19 protein-coding genes and 1 tRNA gene are annotated in these 22199 nt (G+C 71.2%); 14 read left to right on the forward strand and 6 right to left on the reverse strand.

The window, feature by feature from the left end:
- Positions 1 to 167 precede the first annotated feature (167 nt).
- The 3 genes from ACRQ4C_RS04960 to ACRQ4C_RS04970 all read left to right on the forward strand — a co-directional run bounded on the left by ACRQ4C_RS04960 (position 168) and on the right by ACRQ4C_RS04970 (position 4242).
- Positions 168 to 3185 carry a UPF0182 family membrane protein gene (locus tag ACRQ4C_RS04960; RefSeq protein WP_439690346.1) on the forward strand — a complete coding sequence of 1006 codons (3018 nt, stop codon included), beginning with the start codon at positions 168 to 170 and terminating at the stop codon, positions 3183 to 3185.
- 63 nt (positions 3186 to 3248) lie between these two features.
- Positions 3249 to 3325, forward strand: a tRNA-Met gene (locus ACRQ4C_RS04965).
- A gap of 101 nt (positions 3326 to 3426) precedes the next feature.
- A complete protein-coding gene (locus ACRQ4C_RS04970; RefSeq protein WP_439690347.1) occupies positions 3427 to 4242 on the forward strand; it encodes a carbon-nitrogen hydrolase family protein in 816 nt (271 codons plus the stop codon).
- Positions 4243 to 4380: 138 nt separating this feature from the next.
- Here ACRQ4C_RS04970 and ACRQ4C_RS04975 read toward each other — a convergent pair whose 3' ends face one another.
- Positions 4381 to 5583: an aminotransferase class I/II-fold pyridoxal phosphate-dependent enzyme gene (locus ACRQ4C_RS04975; protein WP_439690348.1), complete on the reverse strand. Its 1203-nt coding sequence runs from the start codon at positions 5581 to 5583 to the stop codon at positions 4381 to 4383.
- Between the two features lie 182 nt (positions 5584 to 5765).
- Between ACRQ4C_RS04975 and ACRQ4C_RS04980 the strand changes: the two genes are divergently transcribed.
- The 5 genes from ACRQ4C_RS04980 to ACRQ4C_RS05000 all read left to right on the forward strand — a co-directional run bounded on the left by ACRQ4C_RS04980 (position 5766) and on the right by ACRQ4C_RS05000 (position 11988).
- Complete coding sequence (locus tag ACRQ4C_RS04980) at positions 5766 to 7820, forward strand: S1C family serine protease (RefSeq protein ID WP_439690349.1); 2055 nt, start codon at positions 5766 to 5768, stop codon at positions 7818 to 7820.
- Between the two features lie 154 nt (positions 7821 to 7974).
- Positions 7975 to 9018 carry a glycosyltransferase family 2 protein gene (locus tag ACRQ4C_RS04985; protein WP_290132475.1) on the forward strand — a complete coding sequence of 348 codons (1044 nt, stop codon included), beginning with the start codon at positions 7975 to 7977 and terminating at the stop codon, positions 9016 to 9018.
- Between the two features lie 5 nt (positions 9019 to 9023).
- Positions 9024 to 9842, forward strand: a complete 819-nt coding sequence (locus ACRQ4C_RS04990; RefSeq protein WP_290132474.1) for a CDP-alcohol phosphatidyltransferase family protein — start codon at positions 9024 to 9026, stop codon at positions 9840 to 9842.
- Positions 9839 to 10747, forward strand: coding sequence for a glycosyltransferase family 2 protein (locus ACRQ4C_RS04995; RefSeq protein WP_439690350.1), 909 nt, complete (start codon positions 9839 to 9841; stop codon positions 10745 to 10747). The genes ACRQ4C_RS04990 and ACRQ4C_RS04995 overlap by 4 nt, the downstream gene beginning before the upstream one ends.
- 8 nt (positions 10748 to 10755) lie before the next feature.
- Positions 10756 to 11988 (forward strand): CDP-glycerol glycerophosphotransferase family protein, encoded by a 1233-nt coding sequence (locus ACRQ4C_RS05000; RefSeq protein ID WP_439690351.1) that lies wholly within the window; start codon positions 10756 to 10758, stop codon positions 11986 to 11988.
- Positions 11989 to 12024: 36 nt separating this feature from the next.
- On the opposite strand, the gene ACRQ4C_RS05005 is transcribed toward ACRQ4C_RS05000, so the two are convergent.
- From ACRQ4C_RS05005 to ACRQ4C_RS05020, 4 genes are all read right to left on the reverse strand, one after another.
- A complete protein-coding gene (locus ACRQ4C_RS05005) occupies positions 12025 to 12327 on the reverse strand; it encodes a hypothetical protein (RefSeq protein ID WP_290132472.1) in 303 nt (100 codons plus the stop codon).
- 115 nt (positions 12328 to 12442) lie between these two features.
- Entirely contained in the window at positions 12443 to 13213 is a 771-nt protein-coding gene (locus tag ACRQ4C_RS05010; RefSeq protein ID WP_290132471.1) for an ABC transporter ATP-binding protein, read from the reverse strand.
- Positions 13213 to 13992: an ABC transporter permease gene (locus tag ACRQ4C_RS05015; protein WP_439690875.1), complete on the reverse strand. Its 780-nt coding sequence runs from the start codon at positions 13990 to 13992 to the stop codon at positions 13213 to 13215. Before ACRQ4C_RS05015 ends, ACRQ4C_RS05010 begins: the two co-directional genes overlap by 1 nt.
- Before the next feature lie 86 nt (positions 13993 to 14078).
- Positions 14079 to 14774: a phosphocholine cytidylyltransferase family protein gene (locus ACRQ4C_RS05020; protein WP_290132470.1), complete on the reverse strand. Its 696-nt coding sequence runs from the start codon at positions 14772 to 14774 to the stop codon at positions 14079 to 14081.
- 323 nt (positions 14775 to 15097) lie between these two features.
- Between ACRQ4C_RS05020 and ACRQ4C_RS05025 the strand changes: the two genes are divergently transcribed.
- From ACRQ4C_RS05025 to ACRQ4C_RS05035, 3 genes are all read left to right on the forward strand, one after another.
- Positions 15098 to 16492: an ABC transporter ATP-binding protein gene (locus ACRQ4C_RS05025; protein ID WP_439690352.1), complete on the forward strand. Its 1395-nt coding sequence runs from the start codon at positions 15098 to 15100 to the stop codon at positions 16490 to 16492.
- The gene (locus ACRQ4C_RS05030) at positions 16468 to 18039 is read left to right on the forward strand and encodes an ABC transporter permease (protein ID WP_439690353.1); all 1572 of its coding nucleotides are present in this window, start codon (positions 16468 to 16470) and stop codon (positions 18037 to 18039) included. Before ACRQ4C_RS05025 ends, ACRQ4C_RS05030 begins: the two co-directional genes overlap by 25 nt.
- Positions 18040 to 18263: 224 nt before the next feature.
- Complete coding sequence (locus tag ACRQ4C_RS05035; RefSeq protein WP_022904204.1) at positions 18264 to 18524, forward strand: DUF3039 domain-containing protein; 261 nt, start codon at positions 18264 to 18266, stop codon at positions 18522 to 18524.
- 24 nt (positions 18525 to 18548) lie between these two features.
- On the opposite strand, the gene ACRQ4C_RS05040 is transcribed toward ACRQ4C_RS05035, so the two are convergent.
- Positions 18549 to 19838: a nicotinate phosphoribosyltransferase gene (locus ACRQ4C_RS05040; protein WP_439690354.1), complete on the reverse strand. Its 1290-nt coding sequence runs from the start codon at positions 19836 to 19838 to the stop codon at positions 18549 to 18551.
- An 80-nt stretch (positions 19839 to 19918) separates the two neighbouring features.
- On the opposite strand from ACRQ4C_RS05040, the gene murI reads away from it, so the two are divergent.
- The 3 genes from murI to rdgB are packed head-to-tail and all read left to right on the forward strand — an operon-like array spanning position 19919 to position 22088.
- The gene (gene murI, locus ACRQ4C_RS05045) at positions 19919 to 20764 is read left to right on the forward strand and encodes a glutamate racemase (RefSeq protein ID WP_439690355.1); all 846 of its coding nucleotides are present in this window, start codon (positions 19919 to 19921) and stop codon (positions 20762 to 20764) included.
- The gene (gene rph, locus ACRQ4C_RS05050; RefSeq protein WP_290132465.1) at positions 20761 to 21495 is read left to right on the forward strand and encodes a ribonuclease PH; all 735 of its coding nucleotides are present in this window, start codon (positions 20761 to 20763) and stop codon (positions 21493 to 21495) included. The genes murI and rph overlap by 4 nt, the downstream gene beginning before the upstream one ends.
- Positions 21492 to 22088 carry an RdgB/HAM1 family non-canonical purine NTP pyrophosphatase gene (gene rdgB, locus ACRQ4C_RS05055; protein ID WP_290132464.1) on the forward strand — a complete coding sequence of 199 codons (597 nt, stop codon included), beginning with the start codon at positions 21492 to 21494 and terminating at the stop codon, positions 22086 to 22088. Before rph ends, rdgB begins: the two co-directional genes overlap by 4 nt.
- Positions 22089 to 22199 lie beyond the last annotated feature (111 nt).

Below are 22199 nucleotides of genomic sequence, written 5' to 3' on the forward strand. Positions count from 1 at the left end.
AGTCCCCGTACAGTTTCACTGTCGGTCGCGACCAATAGGATCGACGCACTGACGGCCCGCCGCGCCGGGCCCGCCGGTCCGACACGTCTGGAGCACATCAAGTGACGACCACCTCGTCCACCTCGGGTCCATCCTCCTCTGGGCGGCGCTCGCCGCGGGTCCCCATCGTGGTCACGATCATCGTGCTGGCGGCACTGGTGATCGCCTTCTTCATCTTCGCCAGCCTCTACACCGACTACGCGTGGTTCGCGCAGCTCGGGTTCCAGCAGGTCCTCACCACGCGGTGGATCGCCGGCACGCTGATGTTCGTCGCCGGGTTCCTCGGCATGGCGGTCCCGGTGTACCTCAGCATCGCGCTCGCGTTCCGGTTCCGGCCGGTCTACGCGAAGCTCAACTCGCAGCTCGACCGCTACCAGCAGGTCATCGAGCCGCTCCGGCGCGCGGTCATGATCGGCATCCCGGTCGTCCTCGGCGTCTTCGCGGGGCTCTCGACGTCCGGGCGCTGGAGCATGGTGCTCGAGTACTTCAACCGGACCCCGTTCGGCAAGAAGGACCCGCAGTTCGGCCTCGACATCGGGTTCTACGTCTTCGAGCTGCCGTTCTGGCGGTCGATCGTCGCGTACTCCTCGGCGGTCGTGCTCATCGCCGGGCTCGCGGCGCTCGCCGCTCTCTACCTCTACGGCGCCATGCGCTTCGGCGGGCGTGAGGTCCGCATCTCCCGCGCCGCCCGCGTCCAGCTGGCGGTCACGGCCGCCGTGTACATCGCGCTCCAGGCGGTCAGCCTCTGGCTCGACCAGTACGCGACCCTCGCGAAGAACAACTCGCTCATCACCGGTGCGCAGTACACCGACGTCAACGCGGTCATCCCCGGCCGCGAGATCATGGCGGGCATCGCGGCGATCGTCGCGATCCTCTTCATCGTGACCGCGGTCATCGGGCGCTGGCGCATCTCGATCGTCGGGACCGGGCTGCTCCTGGTCGCCGCGATCGTGGTCGGGGGCATCTACCCCTGGATCGTCCAGCGTCTCCAGGTGAAGCCGTCCGAGGGCTCGTACGAGTCGTCGTACATCCAGCGGAACATCGACGCGACGCGGGACGCCTACGGGGTCGCCACCACGCAGGAGCAGAACTACGACGCGAAGACGAGCGCGTCCTCGGGTGCGCTGGCCTCCGACGCCCAGACGACGGCGAACATCCGCCTGATCGACCCGAAGATCGTCTCGGACACCTTCAGCCAGCTCCAGCAGTACCGGCAGTACTACAAGTTCCCCGACACCCTCGACGTCGACCGTTACGACATCAAGGGCCAGACCGAGGACACGGTGATCGCCGTGCGCGACATCAACCTCGACGGGCTCAGCGCCAAGACGAACACGCAGTACAACCGCACCTTCGTGTACACGCACGGCTACGGTGTGGCTGCGGCGTACGGCAACCAGCGTGCGAGCGACGGCAAGCCGGTGTTCCTCGAGTCGGGGATCCCCTCGAGCGGAGCGCTCGGCGACTTCCAGCAGCGCGTCTACTTCGGTGAGAACTCGCCGCAGTACTCGATCGTCGGTGCGCCGAAGGGCTCCAAGAACATCGAGCTCGACTACCCGTCCGGGTCCGAGGAGAGCGACGACGCGAACAGCGGCGGCAACGCCACGACGACGTACGCCGCGAACGGCGGACCGAGCATCGGCAACTTCTTCAACCGCCTCGTCTACGCGGCGAAGTTCCAGTCCGAGCAGATCCTGCTGTCCCAGCGGGTGAACGCCGACTCGCAGATCCTGTACGACCGGAACCCCGTGCAGCGCGTCCAGAAGGTCGCGCCGTACCTGCAGACCGACCAGGACGCGTACCCGGCCATCGTCGACCACCGCATCGTGTGGATCGTCGACGGCTACACCACCACGAACGCGTACCCGTACTCGCAGAGCGCGAGCCTGCAGGCGAGCATCAGCGGGGCCGAGTCGTCGGCCTACAGCACCGACCAGGTCAACTACATCCGGAACTCGGTGAAGGCGACGGTCGACGCGTACACCGGCAAGGTGACGCTCTACGCGTGGGACACCTCGGACCCGCTGCTCAAGACGTGGCAGAAGATCTTCCCGACGTCGCTCGAGCCGGTGTCGTCCATGAGCGCCGAACTGCTCGACCACGTGCGCTACCCGACCGACCTGTTCAAGGTCCAGCGGTCGATCCTCGCGACCTACCACGTCACCGACGCGAACTCGTTCTACTCGGGTGACGACGCCTGGCAGACGCCGCAGGAGCCCACCAAGGAGGCGAACAGCGACTCGTCGTCCTCCGACTCGTCGGCGATCACGAACACGACGACGAACGGTCTCGGTGTGCAGAGCACGACGACGACCAACGCCGACGACCTGCAGGACCCGTACTACCTGACGATGAAGGTGCCCGGGTCCGAGACGAAGTACTCGCTCTACACCACGTACATCCCGCAGCAGTCGGGTCGTGGTGCGGACAGCCGGAACGTCCTGACCGGGTACCTCGCGGTGGACTCGGACGCCGGCGGAGCGGGCAAGGGCAAGAAGGCGTCCGGGTACGGCAAGCTCACGCTGCTGACCATGCCGAAGACCGACAACATCCCCGGTCCGCTGCAGGTGCAGAACCTCTTCAACTCGGACACGAACGTGTCGCAGGAGCTGAACATCCTGAAGCGGGGCAACTCGACCGTGAAGCAGGGCAACCTGCTGACGCTCCCGGTCGGCGGCGGCTTCCTCTACGTCCAGCCCGTGTACGTCCAGTCGACGTCGAGCGGTTCGTACCCGCTGCTGCAGAAGGTCCTCGTGGCCTTCGGTGACAAGATCGCGTTCGAGGACACCCTCGACCAGGCGCTCGACACGCTCTTCGGTGGCAACTCCGGAGCGAATGCGGGTGACCAGGGTGTCTCGGACGGCTCGTCGGACTCGGGTTCTGGGTCCGGTTCGTCCGACTCGGGGTCCTCGGACTCCGGTTCGTCCGACTCCGGATCGACCGGTTCGGGCTCGACGGACTCCGGTTCGTCCGGGTCGGGCAGCACGGACAACGCGGCGCTGCAGAAGGCCCTCGACGAGGCGAAGCAGGCGCTGTCCGACCGTCAAGAGGCGTACGCGAACAACGACCTCGTGGCCGCTGCCGAGGCGGACCAGCGACTGCAGGACGCGATCGAGGCCGCGACGAAGGCCGAGGGCGGCAACTGACACGCCGTGGCGGGGCGCTCGATTTGCACCCCGCCACGGGCCCCGCTAGGCTGTTCGATGTGCCGCGGGGTGGAGCAGTTCGGTAGCTCGCTGGGCTCATAACCCAGAGGTCGTAGGTTCAAATCCTGCCCCCGCAACCAAGCGTCACACGAAGGCCCCGGTCCGGATGGACCGGGGCCTTCGTCGTTCCCGCGTCACCCGTCCTCGCAGCGCTGATCGGTGCGGGCAGTACGCTCGCGGCATGGGCTCCCTCACGATCGCCGCCGCACAGTTCGCGCCCGTGGACGACCCGGCCGCCAACCTCGACACGATCCGGACCTTCGCGGAGCAGGCAGTCGAGCGGGGCGCGCAACTCCTCGTGACGCCCGAGTACAGCTCGTACTTCACGGCCGACATCGACGACCGGTTCGTCGCCGCCGCGCAACCGCTCGACGGATCGTTCGTCACCGGCCTGCAGCAGATCGCGCGCGACACCGGGCTCGCGCTCGTCGTCGGTGTCGCCGAGACCGCTGACGCCCCAGGGCGGTTCCGGAACACCCTCGTGGCCGTGCGGCCCGACGGCACGCTCGACGTGGCCTACCGGAAAGTGCACCTGTACGACGCGTTCGGGTCGCGGGAGTCGGACCGGATCGACGCGGGAGACCCGGAGCAGCTGGCCGTGTTCGAGCTCGCCGGCGTCCGCGTCGGGCTCGAGACCTGCTACGACCTGCGCTTCCCGGAGGTCACCCGACGCCTCGCCGATCCGGAGCTGGGTGCCGCGGACGTGGTCGTGCTCCCAGCGGAGTGGGTCCGGGGTCCTGGCAAGGAGCACCACTGGCGGACCCTGCTCACAGCGCGCGCGATCGAGAACACCGTCTGGGTCGTGGGGGTGGGGCAGACACCGCCGATCGGCGTCGGGGGGTCGGTCGTGCTCGACCCGTCCGGGGTCGCGGTCGCCGCAGCCGGCGTGACACCGGGTCTGCTCGTCGCGACGATCGACACCGACACGACGACCGCGGTGCGGTCGGTGAACCCGTCGCTGTCGCTGCGGCGCTACGCGGTCGTGCCCCGGGACTGACCCGGAGTCGTGCGTGGCTCGTCGGAGGCGAGCCGTGCCTCCAGGCCGTGACCGCCGCGACTGCGGTGACCGCCGCGACTGCGGTGACCGCCGCGACTGCCGTCACCGGTCCGAGGATCGCGACCGCCGCGCCGGCGCTCAGCCGGTGGGGGCGAGGGCCGCGAGGCGGGACACGGCGTCCTCGAGCACGGAGCGCCGCTTGCAGAACGCGAACCGCACGAGGGAGCGGTAGCTCGCTGCGTGCTCGGGCCGGACGAACGCCGACACCGGGACGCCGACCACTCCCGCTCGCTCGGGCAGGGCGATGCTGAACGCGCGGGCGTCCTCGAAGCCGAGGGGCGCCGCGTCGGCGATGACGAAGTAGCCACCGTCGGGGCGCATGACGTCGAAGCCGGCGCTCCGGAGCCCGGCGGCGAGGAGCTCGTGCTTCGCCGCCAGTGTCGACGCGATGCCCGTGAAGACCTCGGTCGGCAGTCGGAGCCCGGCCGCGACCGCCGGTTGGAACGGCGACCCGTTGACGAAGGTGAGGAACTGCTTGACCGACGTGATCGCGTCGACGAGCGCCGGGGGAGCGGTCAGCCAGCCGATCTTCCAGCCCGTCGTGCTGAAGGTCTTCCCAGCGCTCGAGATCGTGACCGTGCGGTCGCGGGCCCCGGGGAGCGTGGCGATCGGCACGTGCGGGGTGGCGAAGGTGAGGTGCTCGTAGACCTCGTCGGTGACGATCAGGGCGTCGTGGCGCTCGGCGAGTTCGACGACCGTCCGGAGGACCTCGGCGGGGAGGACGCGGCCGGTCGGGTTGTGCGGGGTGTTCACCAGCACGACGCGGGTGCGGTCCGTGAACGCCGCGCGGAGGGTCGCCTCGTCGGGCAGGAAGTCCGGTGCCGTGAGCGGGACGGTGACGTGGGTGCCGCCGGCGAGCCGGACCAGGGCGCCGTAGGCGTCGTAGAACGGCTCGAACGTGATGACCTCGTCGCCGGGCTCGACCAGGGCGAGGAACGTCGCCGCGAGGGCCTCGGTCGCCCCGGCGGTGACGAGGACCTCGCGGTCGGGGTCGACCTCGAGGCCGTACCAGCGCGTCTGGTGCTCGGCGATCGCGAGCCTGAGGTCCGGGGTGCCGCGACCCGGCGGGTACTGGTTCGCGCCGTCCCGGATCGCCTGGACGGCGGCGTCGAGGACCTCCTGCGGACCGTCCTCGTCCGGGAAGCCCTGTCCGAGGTTGATCGCGCCGGTCGCGGCGGCGAGGGCGCTCATCTCCGCGAACACGGTGGGTGCGGGCACGCCGTCGGGGCCGAGGAGCATCGCTCCCTCCGCTGCACGCAGCCAGGGTCCGTCGAGTCGCATGGTGGTCCTCCGCCGTGGGTCGTCGTGCCGGTCTCCACCCAACCTAGCGGCGGGGCCGACGACTCCCCGGGAAGCGCCCACAGCGCACGCATACGATCGCCATAGGTCGCGTGCAGCCCGGCCAGGACCGGCGCTCAGGTGCGTGCGACAGACTGCACGAGCTTGAGAGGAGCACGTCCAGCATGAGCGACAACACGCCCCACGGGCAGGCCGACGACGACCGCCGCGCTGAGGAGACCACTTCTGCGGAGACGAACGGTGCCGAGCGCACCACGAACGGCTCCGCCCCCGACGAGCACGGCCAGGCGGACCACACCGACGTGATCGAGCCGGCGGCCGCGAACGAGACCGACGTGTTCCCGCGCGCGGACGACCAGCAGACCTCGCAGTACACGGCGCCCTACCCGTCGGTGGGCGACGGCCGTCAGGGCGCGTACGGGCAGGACGCGGGCCGGTACGGGCAGGGCGGCCAGTACGGCTCCGGCCAGACGAGCCAGTACGGCTCCGGCCAGGCGGGCCAGTACGGGTCCGGCCAGACGAGCCAGTACGGCCAGACGGGCCAGTACGGCTCGGGTCAGACGAGCCAGTACGGCCAGACGAGCCAGTACGGCTCGGGTCAGCCGAGCCAGTACGGCCAGACGAGCCAGTACGGCTCGGGTCAGCCGAGCCAGTACGGCCAGACGAGCCAGTACGGACAGCAGGGTCAGTACGGCTCGGGACAGTACGGGTCCGGCCAGCAGGGCCAGTACGGGCAGCAGAACCCCTACGGCACCCACGGCTCGGCGTACGGCCAGCAGACCGACCCGTCGCAGCAGCACGGCCAAGACCGCCCCCGCTACGGCGAGTACGCCCAGCAGACCGGTTCCGCCGCCGCTCCCGCCTCCGCCAGCGCGTACGCGTCGGCCCAGGCCCCCGGCTCCGCGACCGGCGCTCCCGCGTCCGCCTCGTCCTTCGGAGACGTCGACGGCTCGAACCAGCGCAACGGCCACTACTTCGCCGATTCCGCCACCGCAGCACCGGCGGGCACGAAGGCCGAGGGCCGCAACCGCCTCGTCCTGCCCCTCGTCGCCGGCATCGTCATCGCCGGTCTGGTCGGCGGCGGCGCCGGCTGGCTCGCGGGCTCGGCGACGGGCGGCAACGGCACCCCGACGAGCAGCGCCGCGCAGGGTGGCAACCTGACGGTCAACGACTACAACAACGCCACCGTGGTCACCGCCGTCGCCGCGCAGGCCACACCGTCCGTGGTGACGATCAACGTCTCCGCGAGCAGCGAGGCCGGCACCGGCTCGGGCGTCGTGTTCAGCAAGGACGGCTACATCGTCACGAACACCCACGTGGTGACGCTCGACGGTGACAGCGGGAACGGCAAGATCACCGTCACGACCTCGGACGGCAAGATCTACGACGCCAAGCTCATCGGCACCGACCCGACGGTCGACCTCGCGGTGATCAAGATCGACGCGACGGACATGAAGCCGATCTCGTTCGCGGACTCGTCCGACCTCAACGTCGGTGACACCGCCGTCGCGATCGGTGCGCCGCTCGGCCTGTCGAACACCGTCACGGACGGCATCGTGTCCACGCTGAACCGGAGCATCCAGGTCACGTCGAGCGCCCCGAACCCCGGCGGCGACTCGAACGAGGGCGGCAACGGCAGCCAGGGCGGCCCGTTCGACTTCTGGGGCAACGGCGACAACGGGTCGAGCTCCTCGGCGAACTCGACGGTGTCGCTGCCGGTCATCCAGACCGACGCGTCGATCAACCCGGGCAACTCGGGTGGTGCGCTGCTCGACTCGAAGGGCAAGCTCATCGGCATCAACGTCGCGATCGCGTCGGCCGGCAGCTCCTCGTCCGAGTCGCAGTCCGGCAGCATCGGCGTCGGCTTCTCGATCCCGTCCAACCTCGTCAAGCGCGTGGCCAACGAGATCAAGGACAACGGCTCGGCGACGCACGGTCTGCTCGGCGCCGGGGTCGCGGACTCGACCGACGCCTCGAACGCCACGCAGATGGGCGCGCTGATCAAGTCGGTGACGTCCGGTGGAGCGGCCGCGAAGGCGGGCCTCAAGGCGGGCGACGTCGTCACGAAGATCGGCTCGGCCACCGTCTCCGACGCGACCGACCTGACGGCTCAGGTGCGCTTCTTCGCCGGCGGCACGAAGACCGAGATCACCTACCTCCGTGGCGGGAAGTCCTACACGGCGGACGTGACCCTGGGAACGTACGACAGCAAGGGCTGACGCGACCGACGGTCGGCCTGGAGGCCCGGTGCCAGCTGGCACCGGGCCTCCAGGCCGACCTGGCGGTGCCCGGCTTGATAGGCTCATGGTCGCTCTGCGGGGCGGCACCGCTCGCGGTGCGCCCCGCGCACCAAGCCACCACCCCGAGGGACGCATGCAGCCAGACGGACAGCCCCTGCCGGGCGTCTCGTACGTGATGCCCGTGCTCAACGAGGTCACCGAGGTCCGTGCTGCCGTGCAGAGCCTGCTCGACCAGGACTACGCCGGTCCGTTCGAGGTCATCCTGGCGCTCGGGCCGTCGATCGACGGCACGAACGAGCTCGTCGCGGAGATGAGCGCGGCCGACCCGCGGATCCGGGCGATCGAGAACCCGGTGGGGTCGACCCCCGCCGGGCTGAACGTCGCGATCCGCGCGTCCGAGCACCCCGTCGTGGTCCGGGTCGATGCGCACTCGGTGCTGCCGCGTGACTACACCCGCATCGCCGTCCGTGTGCTGCAGGAGTCCGGCGCGGACAACGTCGGCGGGATCATGCACGCCGAGGGGCGCACGCCGTTCGAGCGAGCCGTCGCCCTCGCGTACGGCAGTCGGGTCGGGCTCGGGGGCACGCCGCACCACGTCGGCGGGCAGGCCGGACCGGCCGAGACCGCGTACCTCGGCGTCTTCCGTCGCGACCGGCTGTTCGAGGTCGGGCTCTTCGACGAGGGCATCAAACGTGGCCAGGACTGGGAGCTCAACCGGCGGCTGCGGCAGACCGGCGGCACCGTCTGGTTCACCCCGGAGCTCGTCGTCACCTACCGGCCGCGGCCGAGCCTGAAGCGGCTCGTGCGGCAGTTCGTCGCGACGGGGCTGTGGCGCGGGGAACTCGCCCGGCGGTTCCCGGCGAACAACGGGTTGCGCTACTTCGTCCCGCCGGCGATGGTCGCGGCGATGGCGGTCGGCATCGTCGCCGGGGTCGTCGGGATCGTCGGCGCCGCCACGGGCACCGGTGCGGCGTGGGCGCTGCTCGGGTTCGTGGTCCCCGCCGTGTACGTGCTCTTCGTCGTGGTCGGCGCCGTCGCCGTCGCTCGGCGATCAGGGGCGGCGACGCTCCTCTGGCTCCTCGTCGTCCTGCCGTGCATCCACGTCGGCTGGGGGATCGGGTTCATCATCGGCTTCCTGACCAGGACGTCCGAGCTCACGACGCACACGGGACGGTGACCGACATGACCGACGACGCCACCACGGGACGCGCCGCGCGGCCGACCTCGATCGCCGAACTCCGCGCGGTCGCACAGCCGGACGCCGTGCGGATGCGGGCGAACGCCGAGCACTGGACGGCCTCGCTGTACCTCCGGGACGTCTCGCCGTACCTGACCTGGGTGCTGCTGAAGACCCGGGTGAGCGCGAACCAGGTCACCGGACTGATGATCCTCGTCGGCTGGAGCGTCGCGGCCGCCCTGCTGATCCCGGGCATCTGGGGCGCGGCGCTCGCGCTCGTGCTCGGGCAGCTGCAGATGCTGGTGGACTGCAGCGACGGCGAGGTCGCCCGGTGGCGCGGGACGCACTCGCCCGCCGGGGTGTTCCTCGACAAGGTCGGGCACTACACGACCGAGGGGCTGATCCCGATCGCCCTCGGCATCCGCGCCGCCACGTGGCCGGTCCACGACGCGGACTGGATGTGGACGACGATCGGCTGCGCGCTCGGGCTCGTGATCGTCCTCAACAAGGCGCTGAACGACATGGTGCACGTGGCCCGCGCCAACGCCGGGCTCGAGAAGCTCGTCGACCGCCGCGACGCCTCGACCGCGCCGTCCGGCCGCCGACTCGCGACGCTCCGCAAGGCCGCTCGCTTCCTGCCGTTCCACCGCCTGTACCACTCGGTCGAGCTGAGCATCCTCGCGTTCGTGTTCGCGCTCCTCGGACTCGTCATCGGTGACACGACGGCGTCGCGGATCCTCGTCGGGGCGCTCCTGCCGCTCGCGGTCCTCGCGACCGCCGGGCACTTCCTCGCGATCATCGCCTCGAAGCGGGTCCGCGCATGATGCCCGGGACCGTGCGTCGCCACGCGGTCCCGCACCGGGAACGACCCCGCGTGGCCGTGGTGAGCCTGTCGCAGGGCACGCGCCCCGACGACCTGCGGCGGGGCCTCGACAGCGTCCTCGCGCAGCAGGACGTCGAACTGGACGTCGTGTGCGTCGGCAACGGGTGGGAGCCGACCGGGCTGCCCGAGGGGGTCCGTGCGCTCGCGCTGCCCGAGAACGTCGGCATCCCGGCCGGGCGGAACGCCGGCGCCGAGGTCGTCCACGGCGACTACGTGTTCTTCCTCGACGACGACGCCTCGGTGCCGTCGCCGACCTTCCTGCGCGACGCGATCGCGCTGTTCGAGCACGACCCGTCGCTGGGGCTCGTGCAGCCCCGCGTCGTCGACCCGACCGGTGCCGCGAACCCGACGCGTTGGATCCCGCGCATCCGCAAGGGCTCGCCGTCGGAGTCGTCCCCGGTGTTCTCCGTGTGGGAGGGCGCCGTCGTGCTCCCCACCGACGTCTACCGCACGGTCGGTGGCTGGGGAGGGCCGTACTTCTACGCGCACGAAGGCATCGAGCTCGCCTGGCGCGTGTGGGACGCGGGCCGACGGACCTGGTACGCGGGGGACCTCGTCGCGCACCACCCTGCGATCGATCCCGCACGGCACCGTGAGTACTACCGGCTGAACGCCCGCAACCGGGTGTGGCTCGCCCGGCGGAACCTGCCCCCGGTGCTGCGGCCGCTGTACGTCGGCTCGTGGGCGGCGATCCAGGTCGCCCGCTGGTGGCGGCACCCCCGGCGTCTGGCGACGTGGTTCGGAGGCGTGCGCGAGGGCTGGACCACGGACTGCGGACCGGCGGCGACCATGGGGTGGTTGACCATCGGGCGGATGACGCTCGCCGGCCGCCCCCCGATCATCTGAGGAGACCGATGTCGATCACCAGCGACGTGCGCACGGCCGTCCGGCTCGTGCAGCGACTCCTGAAGTCGCGGCAGAACAGGAACGCCCTCGCGCGACGACTGCAGCAGGAGCCGCCGCTCGCGCCGCGGTCCGCCGAGATCGTCGTCTACTTCGCCGACGGTCCCGTGAACCTGTACCAGCTGCGGCAGTGGTACGGCCCCCTGGCGGAACTGCACCGCGAGCACCCGGTCGCGATCATCTCGCGGAGCCCAGGTGCCATGCTCGCCCTGCTCGAGGAGTCGCCGGTGCCGGTCGTGTACGCGCGACAGGTGGTGGACCTCGAACGGTTCGTGGACGAGCAGGCCCCGAAGATCGTCCTCTACGTCAACCAGAACGCCCGCAACTTCCAGATGATGCGGTACGGGCGCATGTGGCACGTCTTCGTGAACCACGGCGAGAGCGACAAGATGTACATGACGACGAACCAGTTCAAGGCGTACGACCACGCCCTGATCGCCGGTGACGCCGCTCGTGACCGCCTGGCCGCCGCGCTGTGGGACTACGACCTCGACGCCCGGACGACCGCGATCGGCCGCCCCCAGGCCGACCACTTCGCCGCGGAGGTCCCGTGGCCCGCGGACAGCCGCACCGTCGTGCTGTACGCCCCGACGTGGGAGGGCGACCGTGCCGCCGCGGCCTACGGCTCGATCGCGAGCCACGGCACGACGATCGCCGAGCGGGTGCTCGCGTCGCCGGCGCACCGGTTCGTCTACCGACCCCACCCGCGCTCGGGCGTGCTCGACGCGGAGTACAAGGCCGCCCACGAGCGCATCATCGCGGCGATCTCGGCCGCGAACGCCGCCGACCCCTCGGCCCACCACGTGTACGACGACGGCCCGACGCTCGGCTGGCAGCTCGCGGGTGCCGACGTGGCCATCACGGACATCTCGGCGATGATCTACGACCGGCTCGCGGTGGGGAAGCCGCTCATCGTGACGCGGCCGGTGTCACCGGAAGCCGACGTCGACGAACGTGGGTACCTGGGCGACGCGAACTGGCTGCAGGCGTCGGAGGCGGCGGACGTCGTCGAGCGGATCGACGCCGCCGCGAACGACGCCGAGGAGCTGGCACGCCTCCGGCACTGGGTCGAGCGGTACTTCGGCGACACCACGCCCGGGGCGGCCACCGCACGGTTCCACGCGGCCGTGGAGCAGCTGCTCGAGCGGTGGCGCACCGTCGCGGCCGAGCACGACGGGCGCTGACCCGGGCGTCCGTCCGGGCCCGGCCGCCACGGCACGTCAGCGTCCGGTGGCGTGGGCGACGAGCGGCACCTGCCACAGGTACTCGGTCCGGTCGGGTCGCCGCCACCGGAGCACCACCGCGCCGGTGTCGTCCGGCGCCGCTCCGAACACGGCGATGGACAGTGCCCGACCCGGTTCGAGCCGACGGACGGCCATCGGTGGCGCGTAGCCGGTCCCCAGGTGGGTGAGCGTCAACCCGTCGACGGGCTCCGGCCCGGTGTTCACGAGGGTGTAGCGGCGCGGGGCGTCGGTGCGGTCGAGGTGGAACGGGACACGGTACGCGGTGGCGGTGGGGTGCATGCCACGAACGTTAGGTGGGGGTACCGACGTCGGTGCGGTCGGGGAGACCGTGGACCCCCGGCGTTGTGGAGGGAGGCCGTGGTGCGTGCCGTTGTGGAGGGGTGCCGGGCCCTGCTCAGGAGGCGTAGTCGGCGCTGTAGCGTGCGAGGGCCTCGTCGATCGGGCCGTCGAACTGCAGCTGCCCCTTGTCGAGGTAGAGCCCGCGGTCGCAGAACCGGCGCAGGTCCTTGTCGCTGTGGGAGACGAAGAACAGCGTCCGCCCTCCGGCCAGGAGCTCGTCGATCCGCTTGTAGCACTTCTCGCGGAACCCCTTGTCGCCGACGGCGAGGACCTCGTCCACGAGCAGCACCGGTTCGTCCAGGCGGGAGATGACCGAGAACGCGATCCGCACCTTCATGCCGCTCGACAGGTGCTTGTACGGGGTGTCGACGAAGTCGCCGATCTCCGCGAACGCGATGATCTCGTCGAAGGCGTCGCGGATCTCCGCTCGCGACATGCCGTGCAGGCCCGCCGTGAGGTAGACGTTGTCCCGCACCGTCAGGTCGCCGACGAACCCGCCGGTGATCTCGATGAGCGGTGCGACGCCGGCGCCGACCTGCACGCGGCCCTCGTCGGGGAGCATCACCTGTGCCACGAGCTTGAGCAGGGTGGACTTGCCCTGGCCGTTCCGACCGACGACGCCGATGGCCTCGCCGGGTCGGACGTCGAAGGAGACGTCGCGGAGCGCCCAGAACTCGTCTCCGCGCTTCCGACGGCTGCGTCCGGCGAAGAGGTCCTTGAAGCTGCGGCTCGCCCGACGGTTCCGCTTGAACCGGATCCCGGCGCCGCGGACGGAGATCACGGGCGTCGTGGTGGTGCTGCGACGTGGCTGGTCGGTGGCGGTCATCAGAGCTCCTTCAGGACGCGGTGCTCGCTCCGCTTGAAGACGACGACGCCGACGACGAGGACGACCACGGTCACGACCGTCGACGAGGCCACCTCAAGCCAGTTCAGCTGGCTCGGGAAGAAGGCCGAGCGGTAGATCCCGATGATCCCGGAGAGCGGGTTCAGCGCCATCAGGTCACGGAACCGCACGGGGAGTGCCGACGTGCCGTAGATGATCGGCGACGCGTAGAACAGGAAGCGCAGGACCAGCTTGACCGCGCGTTCGAGGTCGCGGAAGAAGACCACCAGCGGCGCGACGATGAGGCCCAGACCGTAGATGAGCGCACACTGCAGCACGATCGCCAGGGGGTAGAGCAGGACCTCCCAGTGGAGGTGTGCACCCGTCGCGAGCACGAAGATCGCGAGGACCGGCAGGCTCAGCACGAACTCGATGCCCTTGGACGCGTCGATCCGGGCGACCCAGATGCTCCGGGGGATCGTCGTCGAACGGATGAGCTTGGCCTCGCTCGTGAACGCGCGGGTCGAGTCGGACACCGCGCCCGTGAACCACATCCACGGCAGGAGTGCCGAGAGCAGGAACACGATGTACGGCTCCTCGCCCACCTTGCCGCGGTGGAAGACCTGGGTGAAGACGAACCAGTAGATCGCCGACATCACGAGCGGGTCGAGGATCGACCAGAGGTAGCCGAGCGCCGACGTCGAGTAGCGGACCCGGAGGTCGCGGACGGTCAGCAGCCAGAGGGCATGGCGATAGCGCCGACCGGCACTCCGGCTGGCCATCGGGGCAGCAGCCGCGGGCACGGTCGGCGCACTCGCTGTGGTCACGGTTTCCCTCCGGGCGGAACCGCCGAGGGGACGGGGATCGTTCAGGCGAACAGGTTGTTCGCGCGCTCGAGGTCCTCGGCGAAGTCGATCTCGACCGCGTAGAGGTCCGAGATGTCGACCGGCGACCAGCGTAGCCCGTCCTCGGCGATGGCCGCCTCGATGCCGCCCTCGAAGTACTCCTGGTCGTCCACGCGGCCGAGCTGGCGGATGAGTGCCTGCTTGTCGGCGGCGGAGACGTAGTTGATGCCGACGGCTTCGCCGAGGCCACCGACGACCTGCTTCGAGAGCTTCTCGATGAAGCCCTCGGCGTCGACGGTGTACTTGACCTCTTCGTCGGAGACCTTGTCGGTGTTGACGCTGACGAACGAGCGGTCCTCGTCGATCATGTCCGCGGCACGGACGAGCGCGCGCGGGTCGAAGACGACGTCGCCGTTCATCCAGAGCACACCGCTCTTGCCGGTGGCCTTGAGCGCACGGAGGAGGCTCTTCGAGGTGTTCGTGGAGTCGTAGGACTCGTTGTAGACGAAGTTCGCCTGGGGGAAGGCCTCGACGATGTACTCCGACTTGTAGCCGACGACGATCGTCACGCGGGCGCTCGAGCCGAACGCGGCGCGGATGTTGTCGAACTGCTGCTGCATGATGGTGCGGCCGTCGGAGAGCTCCGTCAGCGGCTTCGGCAGGCTGCGCCCGAGGCGGCTGCCCATCCCCGCGGCGAGGATGACGATCTGCGTGGTCATGCTGGTCCCTTCTGGTGTCCGCCCGCGCGCCGATGGGCACGGGCGGGCCTGGTCGAGTCTGCTCCCGCAGGGTCCGGATCCGCCGTGAACCCTGCGCTTCTCGGATCAGACTCCCAGCGCGGGCTGCATCACGTTGGGCGGCCCGAGCGGGTTTCCAAGTGGTGAACACTTCGGCGTGTCCCGGTGAATGATACGGAACGACCGGGCCGGCGGGGTACACCCGGAGCCGCTTCGTTCTCGTTTCGTGACCCTCGCACGGGCGACGTCGGTGACGGTCCGGTCACGGTCTCCACCGGTCGTCGCACCGTTGGTACGGTGGGGCGATGGCCGCAGGAGCAGACGACGAGGACGTGTACGCGACGTCCGACGCTGCCTGGCTGACCGAGGCCGAGAGCGACATGGGGGACGGGGATGCGCGTGACGCGCCCGCTGGTGACGAGATGACCGACGACACGACCACGATCGAGGCCGACGGCGTCGAGACCCCGACGGTCGAGGACACGACCGGCACTGCAGCGGAGGATGCGACCGGCACGGCAGCGGACGACGCTCCCGACACGCGCGACGAGGCCGGCGACACGCGCGACGAGGCCGGCGACACGCGCGACGAGGCCGGCGACACGCGCGACGCCGCGCTCCCTGCGTCGGCGAAGACGACGTCGAAGCGGCCGTCGGGGTCTCGCGGCGCCAAGGGGCGGGTCAAACGCCCGGCCGGCGCCCCGGACGGCCCGCCGCAGCGCGACGGAGCGACGGCCCGCGCGACGTCGTCCCGGACGACGTCGAGCAGCACACCGCCGAGCGATGCCGCCCCGAGCAGCGACACCGCCGCGGGCAGCGACACCGCCGCAGGCAGCAGCGACGCCGGCCGGGGCAGCGACACCGCCGCGGGCAGCACGCCGTCGAAGAAGCGCGCGCCCCGGGCCACCGCCAAGCGCCCCGCGGCCGCCGCACCGAAGCAGCCCGTGGTCCTCCGCGCCGAGGGCCTCGTGAAGCGCTACGGCCAGACCCTCGCCGTGGACGAGGTCGACCTCGAGATCCGCCAGGGTTCGATCTTCGGCGTCGTCGGCCCGAACGGTGCCGGCAAGACCACGACGCTCTCCATGGTCACCGGCCTGCTCCGTCCGGACGCCGGCACCGTGACCGTGCTCGACCACGACGTCTGGGCCGACCCGACCGCCGCCAAGCGCAGCCTCGGCGTCCTGCCCGACCGGCTCCGGCTGTTCGACCGCCTCACCGGTGCACAGCTCCTCTACTACTCGGCCACGCTCCGGGGCCTCGACGGCGCCACGGCACGGGACCGCAGCGCCGACCTCGCCGAGGCGTTCGGTCTCGGTGAGGCCCTCGGTCGCCAGGTCGCGGACTACTCCGTCGGCATGGCGAAGAAGATCGCGCTCGCCGCGACGCTCATCCACTCGCCGCGGGTGCTCGTGCTCGACGAGCCGTTCGAGTCCGTCGACCCGGTGAGCGCCGCGACCATCACGGAGATCCTGCGTCGCTACACGGCGGGTGGCGGCACGGTCGTGCTCTCCAGCCACTCGATGGAACTCGTCCAGCGCACGTGCGACTCGGTCGCGATCATCGTCGGCGGCAAGGTCCTCGCCTCCGGCACGATGGCCCAGGTCCGCGGGCGCAAGAGCCTCGAGGACAAGTTCGTCGAACTCGCGGGCGGCCGCGTCGTGGCAGAGAGCATGGAATGGTTGCACAGCTTCTCCGCCTGAGGGCAGACCTGCTCGCGGGCGGCGTCCGGGGGAGTGCACGTCGCTCGGTCCTGGTCGTCCTCGGGAGCCTCGTCGGGCTCGTCGTCGCGGTGGCGATCGCCGTCGTGGCCGCCGGTCTGCGCACGGTCGACCCGGAGTCGGCACGCGCGGTCGTGGTCCCGGTCGGCACCCTCGTCACGTTCGGTTTCACGGTCGTCCCGCTCGTCGCGGGGCACGGCGACCAGTTCGACCCGCGCCGCTTCGCCGTGTTCGGGATCGGCCGGAAGGACCTCGCGGTCGGGTTGTTCGTCGCCGGCCTCGTCGGCGTGCCGGTGATCGCGGTGGCGATCGTCGCCGTGGGCCAGTCCGTCACGTGGATGCGCGGCGGCGGCACGGCGGTGCTCGGGGTGGTCGGTGGTCTCCTCGCGATCGCGACGTGCGCCCTGCTCGTCCGGGTCGCGTCCACGGCGGGGTCCCGCCTGATCGGGCAGCACCGCACCCGTGACGCCGGCTGGCTCGTCGCGCTCGTCATCGCGGTCCTGGCCGTGCCCACCGTCTCGCTCCTGGTCGACAGCGGCTGGATCGACCCGGCGGGCGCCGAGACGCAGCGGGTCGCGAACGTCGCCGGCTGGACCCCGTGGGGTGCAGCGTGGGCCGTCCCCGCGGACGTCGCGGTCGGCGCGGTCGGCGCGGGCGTCCTCAAGCTGCTCGTCGCCGTCGTCACGGTCGCCCTCCTCGCCTGGGCCTGGTGGGCACAGGTCGGCCACGCCCTCGAGACCGTCGAGTCCCGGACGCGCAGCCGTCGGTACCGCGGGCTGGGCTGGTTCGACCGGCTCGGCTCGACGCCGGTCGCCGCCGTCGCCGCACGCGCCCTGACCTACTGGGGACGCGACCCCCGCTACCGCACCTCGTACCTGGTGCTCGTCTTCGTGCCGATCGTCGTCATCCCGCTCGGCGTCGCCGGCGTGCCGTGGCACTGGACGGCGCTCGTGCCGCTGCCGCTCATGGCGCTCATCGCCGGGTTCCTGCCGCACAACGACGTCTCGTACGACAACACCGCCGTCTGGCTGCACGTCGCGTCGGGCGCGCCCGGCTGGAGCGACCGGCTCGGTCGGGTCGTCCCCGTGCTCGTGGTCGGGATCCCGGCGCTCGTCGCGGGTGCAGCGGTGTCCGCGCGGCTCTTCGGTGACTGGGTGGCGTTCCCGGTGCTCATCGGGATCGGCGCGTCCGCACTCCTGGCGGGCCTCGGTCTGTCGAGCATCGTCTCCGTCCTGCTGCCCTACCCGACGGTGCGTCCGGGTGACCACCCGTTCCAGCAGCCGCAGGCCGCCGGCGTGACCGCGACGGTCGCGCAGTCGGTGATGGTCATCGGGACCGTGGTCTTCTCGATCCCTGCAGTGTGGCTCGCGGTGCTCGCGTTCCGCGACGGCGCGGACCCGTGGGCGACCGCGACGCTGGTCGTCGGTGCGGTCGTCGGCGTGCTCGTGCTCGTCGCCGGGGTCGCGATCGGCGGCCGGGCGTTCGACCGGCACGGACCGGACCTCCTGGCGGCGGCCCAGCGCAACTGACCGGTCGCGCAGCGCGCGCCGACCTGTGCGCCCCCACCGGGCCGACCGTTCAGCGGGACCCAGCGGGTCGCCCCCGACGCGTGGCGACCGACCGACGGCCGGGAGGCGCGTGGCGGGTCCGCCCCGCGCCTCCCGGCCGTCATCGGTCGAGTCCCGCACCCGGTGGCGGCCGCGCGCGACGCGACCGCATCGCACCGTCGCGCGCCGCGTCGTACCCTGGACCCATGAGCATGACGGAACCCGGTGGCGGCCTCGACGTGATGGACCGCGAGCTCGAGAAGCTCCTCGAGGACGAGGGGATCGAGCCCGGCGATCACGAGCGGTTCTCGCACTACGTGAAGAAGGACAAGATCCTCGAGTCGGCGCTCAGCGGCAAGCCCGTCAAGGCGCTGTGCGGCAAGAAGTGGATCCCCGGGCGCGACCCGGAGAAGTTCCCGGTCTGCCCCGACTGCAAGAAGATCTACGAGCGCATGAAGGCGGAGTAGTCCTCCGCGACCCACGACCGCCGGTCAGATGACGAGCGTGGGGATGGCCGGGTCGCCTCGACCGATGCGTGACGCGTCGGCGGGCAGCTCGGCCTTCGCCATCCTGTGGTGCTTCCGGGCCGCCTCGACGCCCTGGCTCCCGAGGAACGCCGGGTCGACCTCGCCGTCCGTCACGACCGGCACGAGCAGCGGTCGCTCGTCCGGCCCGACCGTTCCCTTGGTGAGCACGACCTCGGCGGTCGCGATGCCGTTGCGGAGTCGTCGGCCCGCCTCCTTGCGCCCACCCGTCGATGCCTTGTCGGCGGACTTCTTCGCCACCGGTACCCAGGCCTCGTCCGCGGCGTCGCGGTGGGCCACGAGCTTGAACACCATGCCGGCGGCCGGGTGACCGGAGCCGGACACGACGGACGTGCCGACGCCGTAGGAGTCCACCGGCGCCGCCCGGAGCGCCGCGATCGTGTACTCGTCGAGGTCGTTGGTCACGGTGATCTTCGTGCCGGTCGCGCCGAGCCGGTCGAGCTGCGCGCGGACCGCGGCCACGACTGACGGCAGGTCACCGGAGTCGATGCGCACGGCACCGAGCTTCCCGTCGGTGAGCCGGACGGCGGTCTCGACCGCGGCCTCGATGTCGTACGTGTCGACGAGCAGGGTCGTGCCGTTGCCGAGGGCGTCCAGCTGCGACCGGAACGCCGCTTCCTCGGAGTCGTGCAGCAGCGTGAACGCGTGCGCGGCGGTGCCCATCGTCGGGATGCCCCACGTGCGTCCGGCCTCGAGGTTGCTCGTCGCACCGAACCCGGCGATGTACGCGGCCCGGGCGGCGGCGACCGCGTTCCACTCGCCCGTGCGGCGGGACCCCATCTCGGCGAGCGGCCGGTGGTCGGCGGCGGACACCATGCGCGCTGCCGCGCTCGCGATCGCGCTGTCGGCGTTGAAGATGCTCAGCGCGAGGGTCTCGAGGACGACGGCCTCGGCGAACGTGCCCTCGATCTGGAGGACCGGGGAGTTCGGGAAGAAGACCTCGCCCTCGCGGTAGGCCCGGACGTTCCCGGTGAACCGGTAGTCGGCGAGCCACCGCGCGGTGCCTTCGTCGATGACGCCGCGGTCGCGCAGGAAGCCGATCTCCTCGTCGCCGAAGCGGAAGTCGCCCAGCGCGGTGAGGAACCGTCCGAGGCCGGCCGCGACGCCGTACCGGCGGCCGTCCGGCAGGCGGCGGGTGAACACCTCGAAGACGCACCGACGGTCGGCGGTGCCGTCCTTCAGTGCGGCGTCCACCATGGTGAGTTCGTACTGGTCCGTGAGGAGCGCGCTGGTCACCTCCCCGACACTACGGCAGGGGTCGACCGGGAGGCACGGGTTGCGTCGGGCGGTCGGCTCGCGTCGGTACGCTGGTCACCGTGACGGATGCACCGATCGGAGTCTTCGACAGCGGGGTCGGCGGGCTGACGGTGGCGCGGGCGATCATCGACCAGCTGCCGCGCGAGAGCATCCGGTACGTCGGGGACACCCTGCACTCGCCGTACGGGCCGAAGCGCATCGCCGACGTCCGCCGCTACGCCCTCGAGGTCATGGACGACCTCGTCGAGCAGGGCGTGAAGGCGCTCGTGATCGCGTGCAACACCGCCTCCTCCGCCGTGCTCCGCGACGCCCGTGAGCGCTACGAGCAGGCGTACGGCATCCCCGTGGTCGAGGTCATCCAGCCCGCGGCCCGAGCCGCCGTGAAGCAGACCCGCACCGGCCGCATCGGAGTGATCGGGACCGTGGGGACCATCGCCTCGCGGGCGTACGAGGACGCCTTCGCGGTCGCGGCCGACGTCTCCCTGTCGCTCGCCGCCTGCCCCCGTTTCGTCGAGTTCGTCGAGGCCGGGGACACCTCGTCGCCGGCGCTCCGCACGGTCGCCGAGCAGTACCTCGCCCCGGTCCGGGCCGCCGACGTCGACACGCTCGTGCTCGGCTGCACCCACTACCCGCTGATGTCCGCGGCGATCCAGTACGTCATGGGCCCCGACGTCACCCTCGTGTCGAGCGCCGAGGAGACCGCGAACGACGTCTACCGCCGACTCGTCGAGCACGGCCTCGAACGCACCGCACCCGAGCCGCCGACCTACGCGTTCGAGGCCACCGGCGACGACAAGAACGGCTTCATCCGGCTCGCCCGACGCTTCCTCGGACCCGAGGTCTCGAGCGTCGACCACCTCCAGACCGGGGCCATCCTGCTGCCCCACACCGAAAGGACGCCATGAGCACCCGCATCGACGGCCGCGCCGCGACCGACCACCGTCCCGTCACGATCGAGCGGGGGTGGAGCACGCAGGCCGAGGGCAGCGCGCTCATCTCCTTCGGCGACACGAAGGTGCTGTGCACCGCGTCGTTCACCAACGGCGTGCCCCGCTGGCTCGCCGGCAAGGGCACCGGCTGGGTCACCGCCGAGTACTCCATGCTGCCGCGCTCCACGAACGAGCGGATGCAGCGGGAGTCGATCAAGGGCAAGGTCGGCGGCCGCACGCACGAGATCTCCCGGCTCATCGGTCGCTCGCTGCGCGCGGTGGTCGACACGAAGGGCCTCGGCGAGAACACCCTCGTGATCGACTGCGACGTGCTGCAGGCCGACGGCGGTACCCGCACGGCGTCGATCACGGGCGCGTACGTGGCCATGGTGGACGCGATCGAGTGGGGCCGCGAGCGCGGCTTCGTCGGGAAGAAGGCGACCCCGCTGCTCGACAGCGTGCAGGCGATCTCGGTCGGGATCGTCAAGGGGGAGCCGATGCTCGACCTCGCGTACACCGAGGACTCCGCGGCCGACACCGACATGAACATCGTCACGACCGGCTCGGGCAAGTTCATCGAGGTCCAGGGCACCGCCGAGCACGCGCCGTTCGACCGCGACGAGCTGGACACGCTGCTCGACCTCGGTCTCGCGGGGAACGCGTCGCTCGCCGCGATCCAGCGCGAGGTGCTGGGGCAGGCCTCGTGACCGACCGTCGGGTCGTCCTCGCCAGCCACAACGCCGGCAAGCTCGTCGAACTCCGGGACATCCTCGGCGACGCGCTCGGCGCCGGTGTCGAGCTCGTCGGGTACGACGGCCCGGAACCCGTCGAGGACGGTGACTCCTACGCCGCGAACGCCCTGATCAAGGCCCGGGCGGCGGTCGCGCACACGGGGCTCCCGGCGCTCGCCGACGACTCCGGCATCGCCGTGGACGCGCTCGACGGTGCGCCCGGCATCCACTCGGCCCGGTACGCGGGGACCCGGGTGGACGCGGACAACATCGCGCTGCTGCTCCGGAACCTCGAGGGGGTCGTCGAGCGGACGGCCGCGTTCGTCTGCGCCGCGGCGTTCGTGACGCCGGACGGCACCGAGCACGTGTTCGAGGCGGTCTGGAACGGCGAGGTCACGACCGAGCCGATCGGCGACGGCGGACACGGGTACGACCCGGTGTTCCGGCCGGACGACGCGGACCGGACCTCGGCCGAGCTCACGCGCGACGAGAAGAACGCGCTGAGCCACCGCTCGAAGGCGTTCCGCGGCATCGCGCCGATCGTGCGCGAGTACTTCGGCGCGGAGTAGTCGCCCGGCGCGGATCGTCCCCGCACGACGGAAGTCGCCCCGAACCACGCGATCACGTGCTTCGGGGCGACTTCGTTGCGCGAACGTGCCGCAGCCGAGCGCGCCGCAGCC

The sequence above is a fragment of the Curtobacterium sp. SP.BCp genome, assembly GCF_051903255.1.
Classification (GTDB): domain Bacteria; phylum Actinomycetota; class Actinomycetes; order Actinomycetales; family Microbacteriaceae; genus Curtobacterium.

Excerpts from the sequence above, each read along its gene's own strand:
- ACRQ4C_RS04970 (WP_439690347.1), top strand. The coding sequence starts at position 3,427 with ATGGGCTCCCTCACGATCGCCGCCGCACAGTTCGCGCCCGTGGACGAC.
- ACRQ4C_RS04975 (WP_439690348.1), bottom strand. The coding sequence starts at position 5,583 with ATGCGACTCGACGGACCCTGGCTGCGTGCAGCGGAGGGAGCGATGCTC.
- ACRQ4C_RS04980 (WP_439690349.1), top strand. The coding sequence starts at position 5,766 with ATGAGCGACAACACGCCCCACGGGCAGGCCGACGACGACCGCCGCGCT.
- ACRQ4C_RS04985 (WP_290132475.1), top strand. The coding sequence starts at position 7,975 with ATGCAGCCAGACGGACAGCCCCTGCCGGGCGTCTCGTACGTGATGCCC.
- ACRQ4C_RS04990 (WP_290132474.1), top strand. The coding sequence starts at position 9,024 with ATGACCGACGACGCCACCACGGGACGCGCCGCGCGGCCGACCTCGATC.
- ACRQ4C_RS04995 (WP_439690350.1), top strand. The coding sequence starts at position 9,839 with ATGATGCCCGGGACCGTGCGTCGCCACGCGGTCCCGCACCGGGAACGA.
- ACRQ4C_RS05000 (WP_439690351.1), top strand. The coding sequence starts at position 10,756 with ATGTCGATCACCAGCGACGTGCGCACGGCCGTCCGGCTCGTGCAGCGA.
- ACRQ4C_RS05005 (WP_290132472.1), bottom strand. The coding sequence starts at position 12,327 with ATGCACCCCACCGCCACCGCGTACCGTGTCCCGTTCCACCTCGACCGC.
- ACRQ4C_RS05010 (WP_290132471.1), bottom strand. The coding sequence starts at position 13,213 with ATGACCGCCACCGACCAGCCACGTCGCAGCACCACCACGACGCCCGTG.
- ACRQ4C_RS05015 (WP_439690875.1), bottom strand. The coding sequence starts at position 13,992 with ATGGCCAGCCGGAGTGCCGGTCGGCGCTATCGCCATGCCCTCTGGCTG.
- ACRQ4C_RS05020 (WP_290132470.1), bottom strand. The coding sequence starts at position 14,774 with ATGACCACGCAGATCGTCATCCTCGCCGCGGGGATGGGCAGCCGCCTC.
- ACRQ4C_RS05025 (WP_439690352.1), top strand. The coding sequence starts at position 15,098 with ATGGCCGCAGGAGCAGACGACGAGGACGTGTACGCGACGTCCGACGCT.
- ACRQ4C_RS05030 (WP_439690353.1), top strand. The coding sequence starts at position 16,468 with ATGGTTGCACAGCTTCTCCGCCTGAGGGCAGACCTGCTCGCGGGCGGC.
- ACRQ4C_RS05035 (WP_022904204.1), top strand. The coding sequence starts at position 18,264 with ATGAGCATGACGGAACCCGGTGGCGGCCTCGACGTGATGGACCGCGAG.
- rph (WP_290132465.1), top strand. The coding sequence starts at position 20,761 with ATGAGCACCCGCATCGACGGCCGCGCCGCGACCGACCACCGTCCCGTC.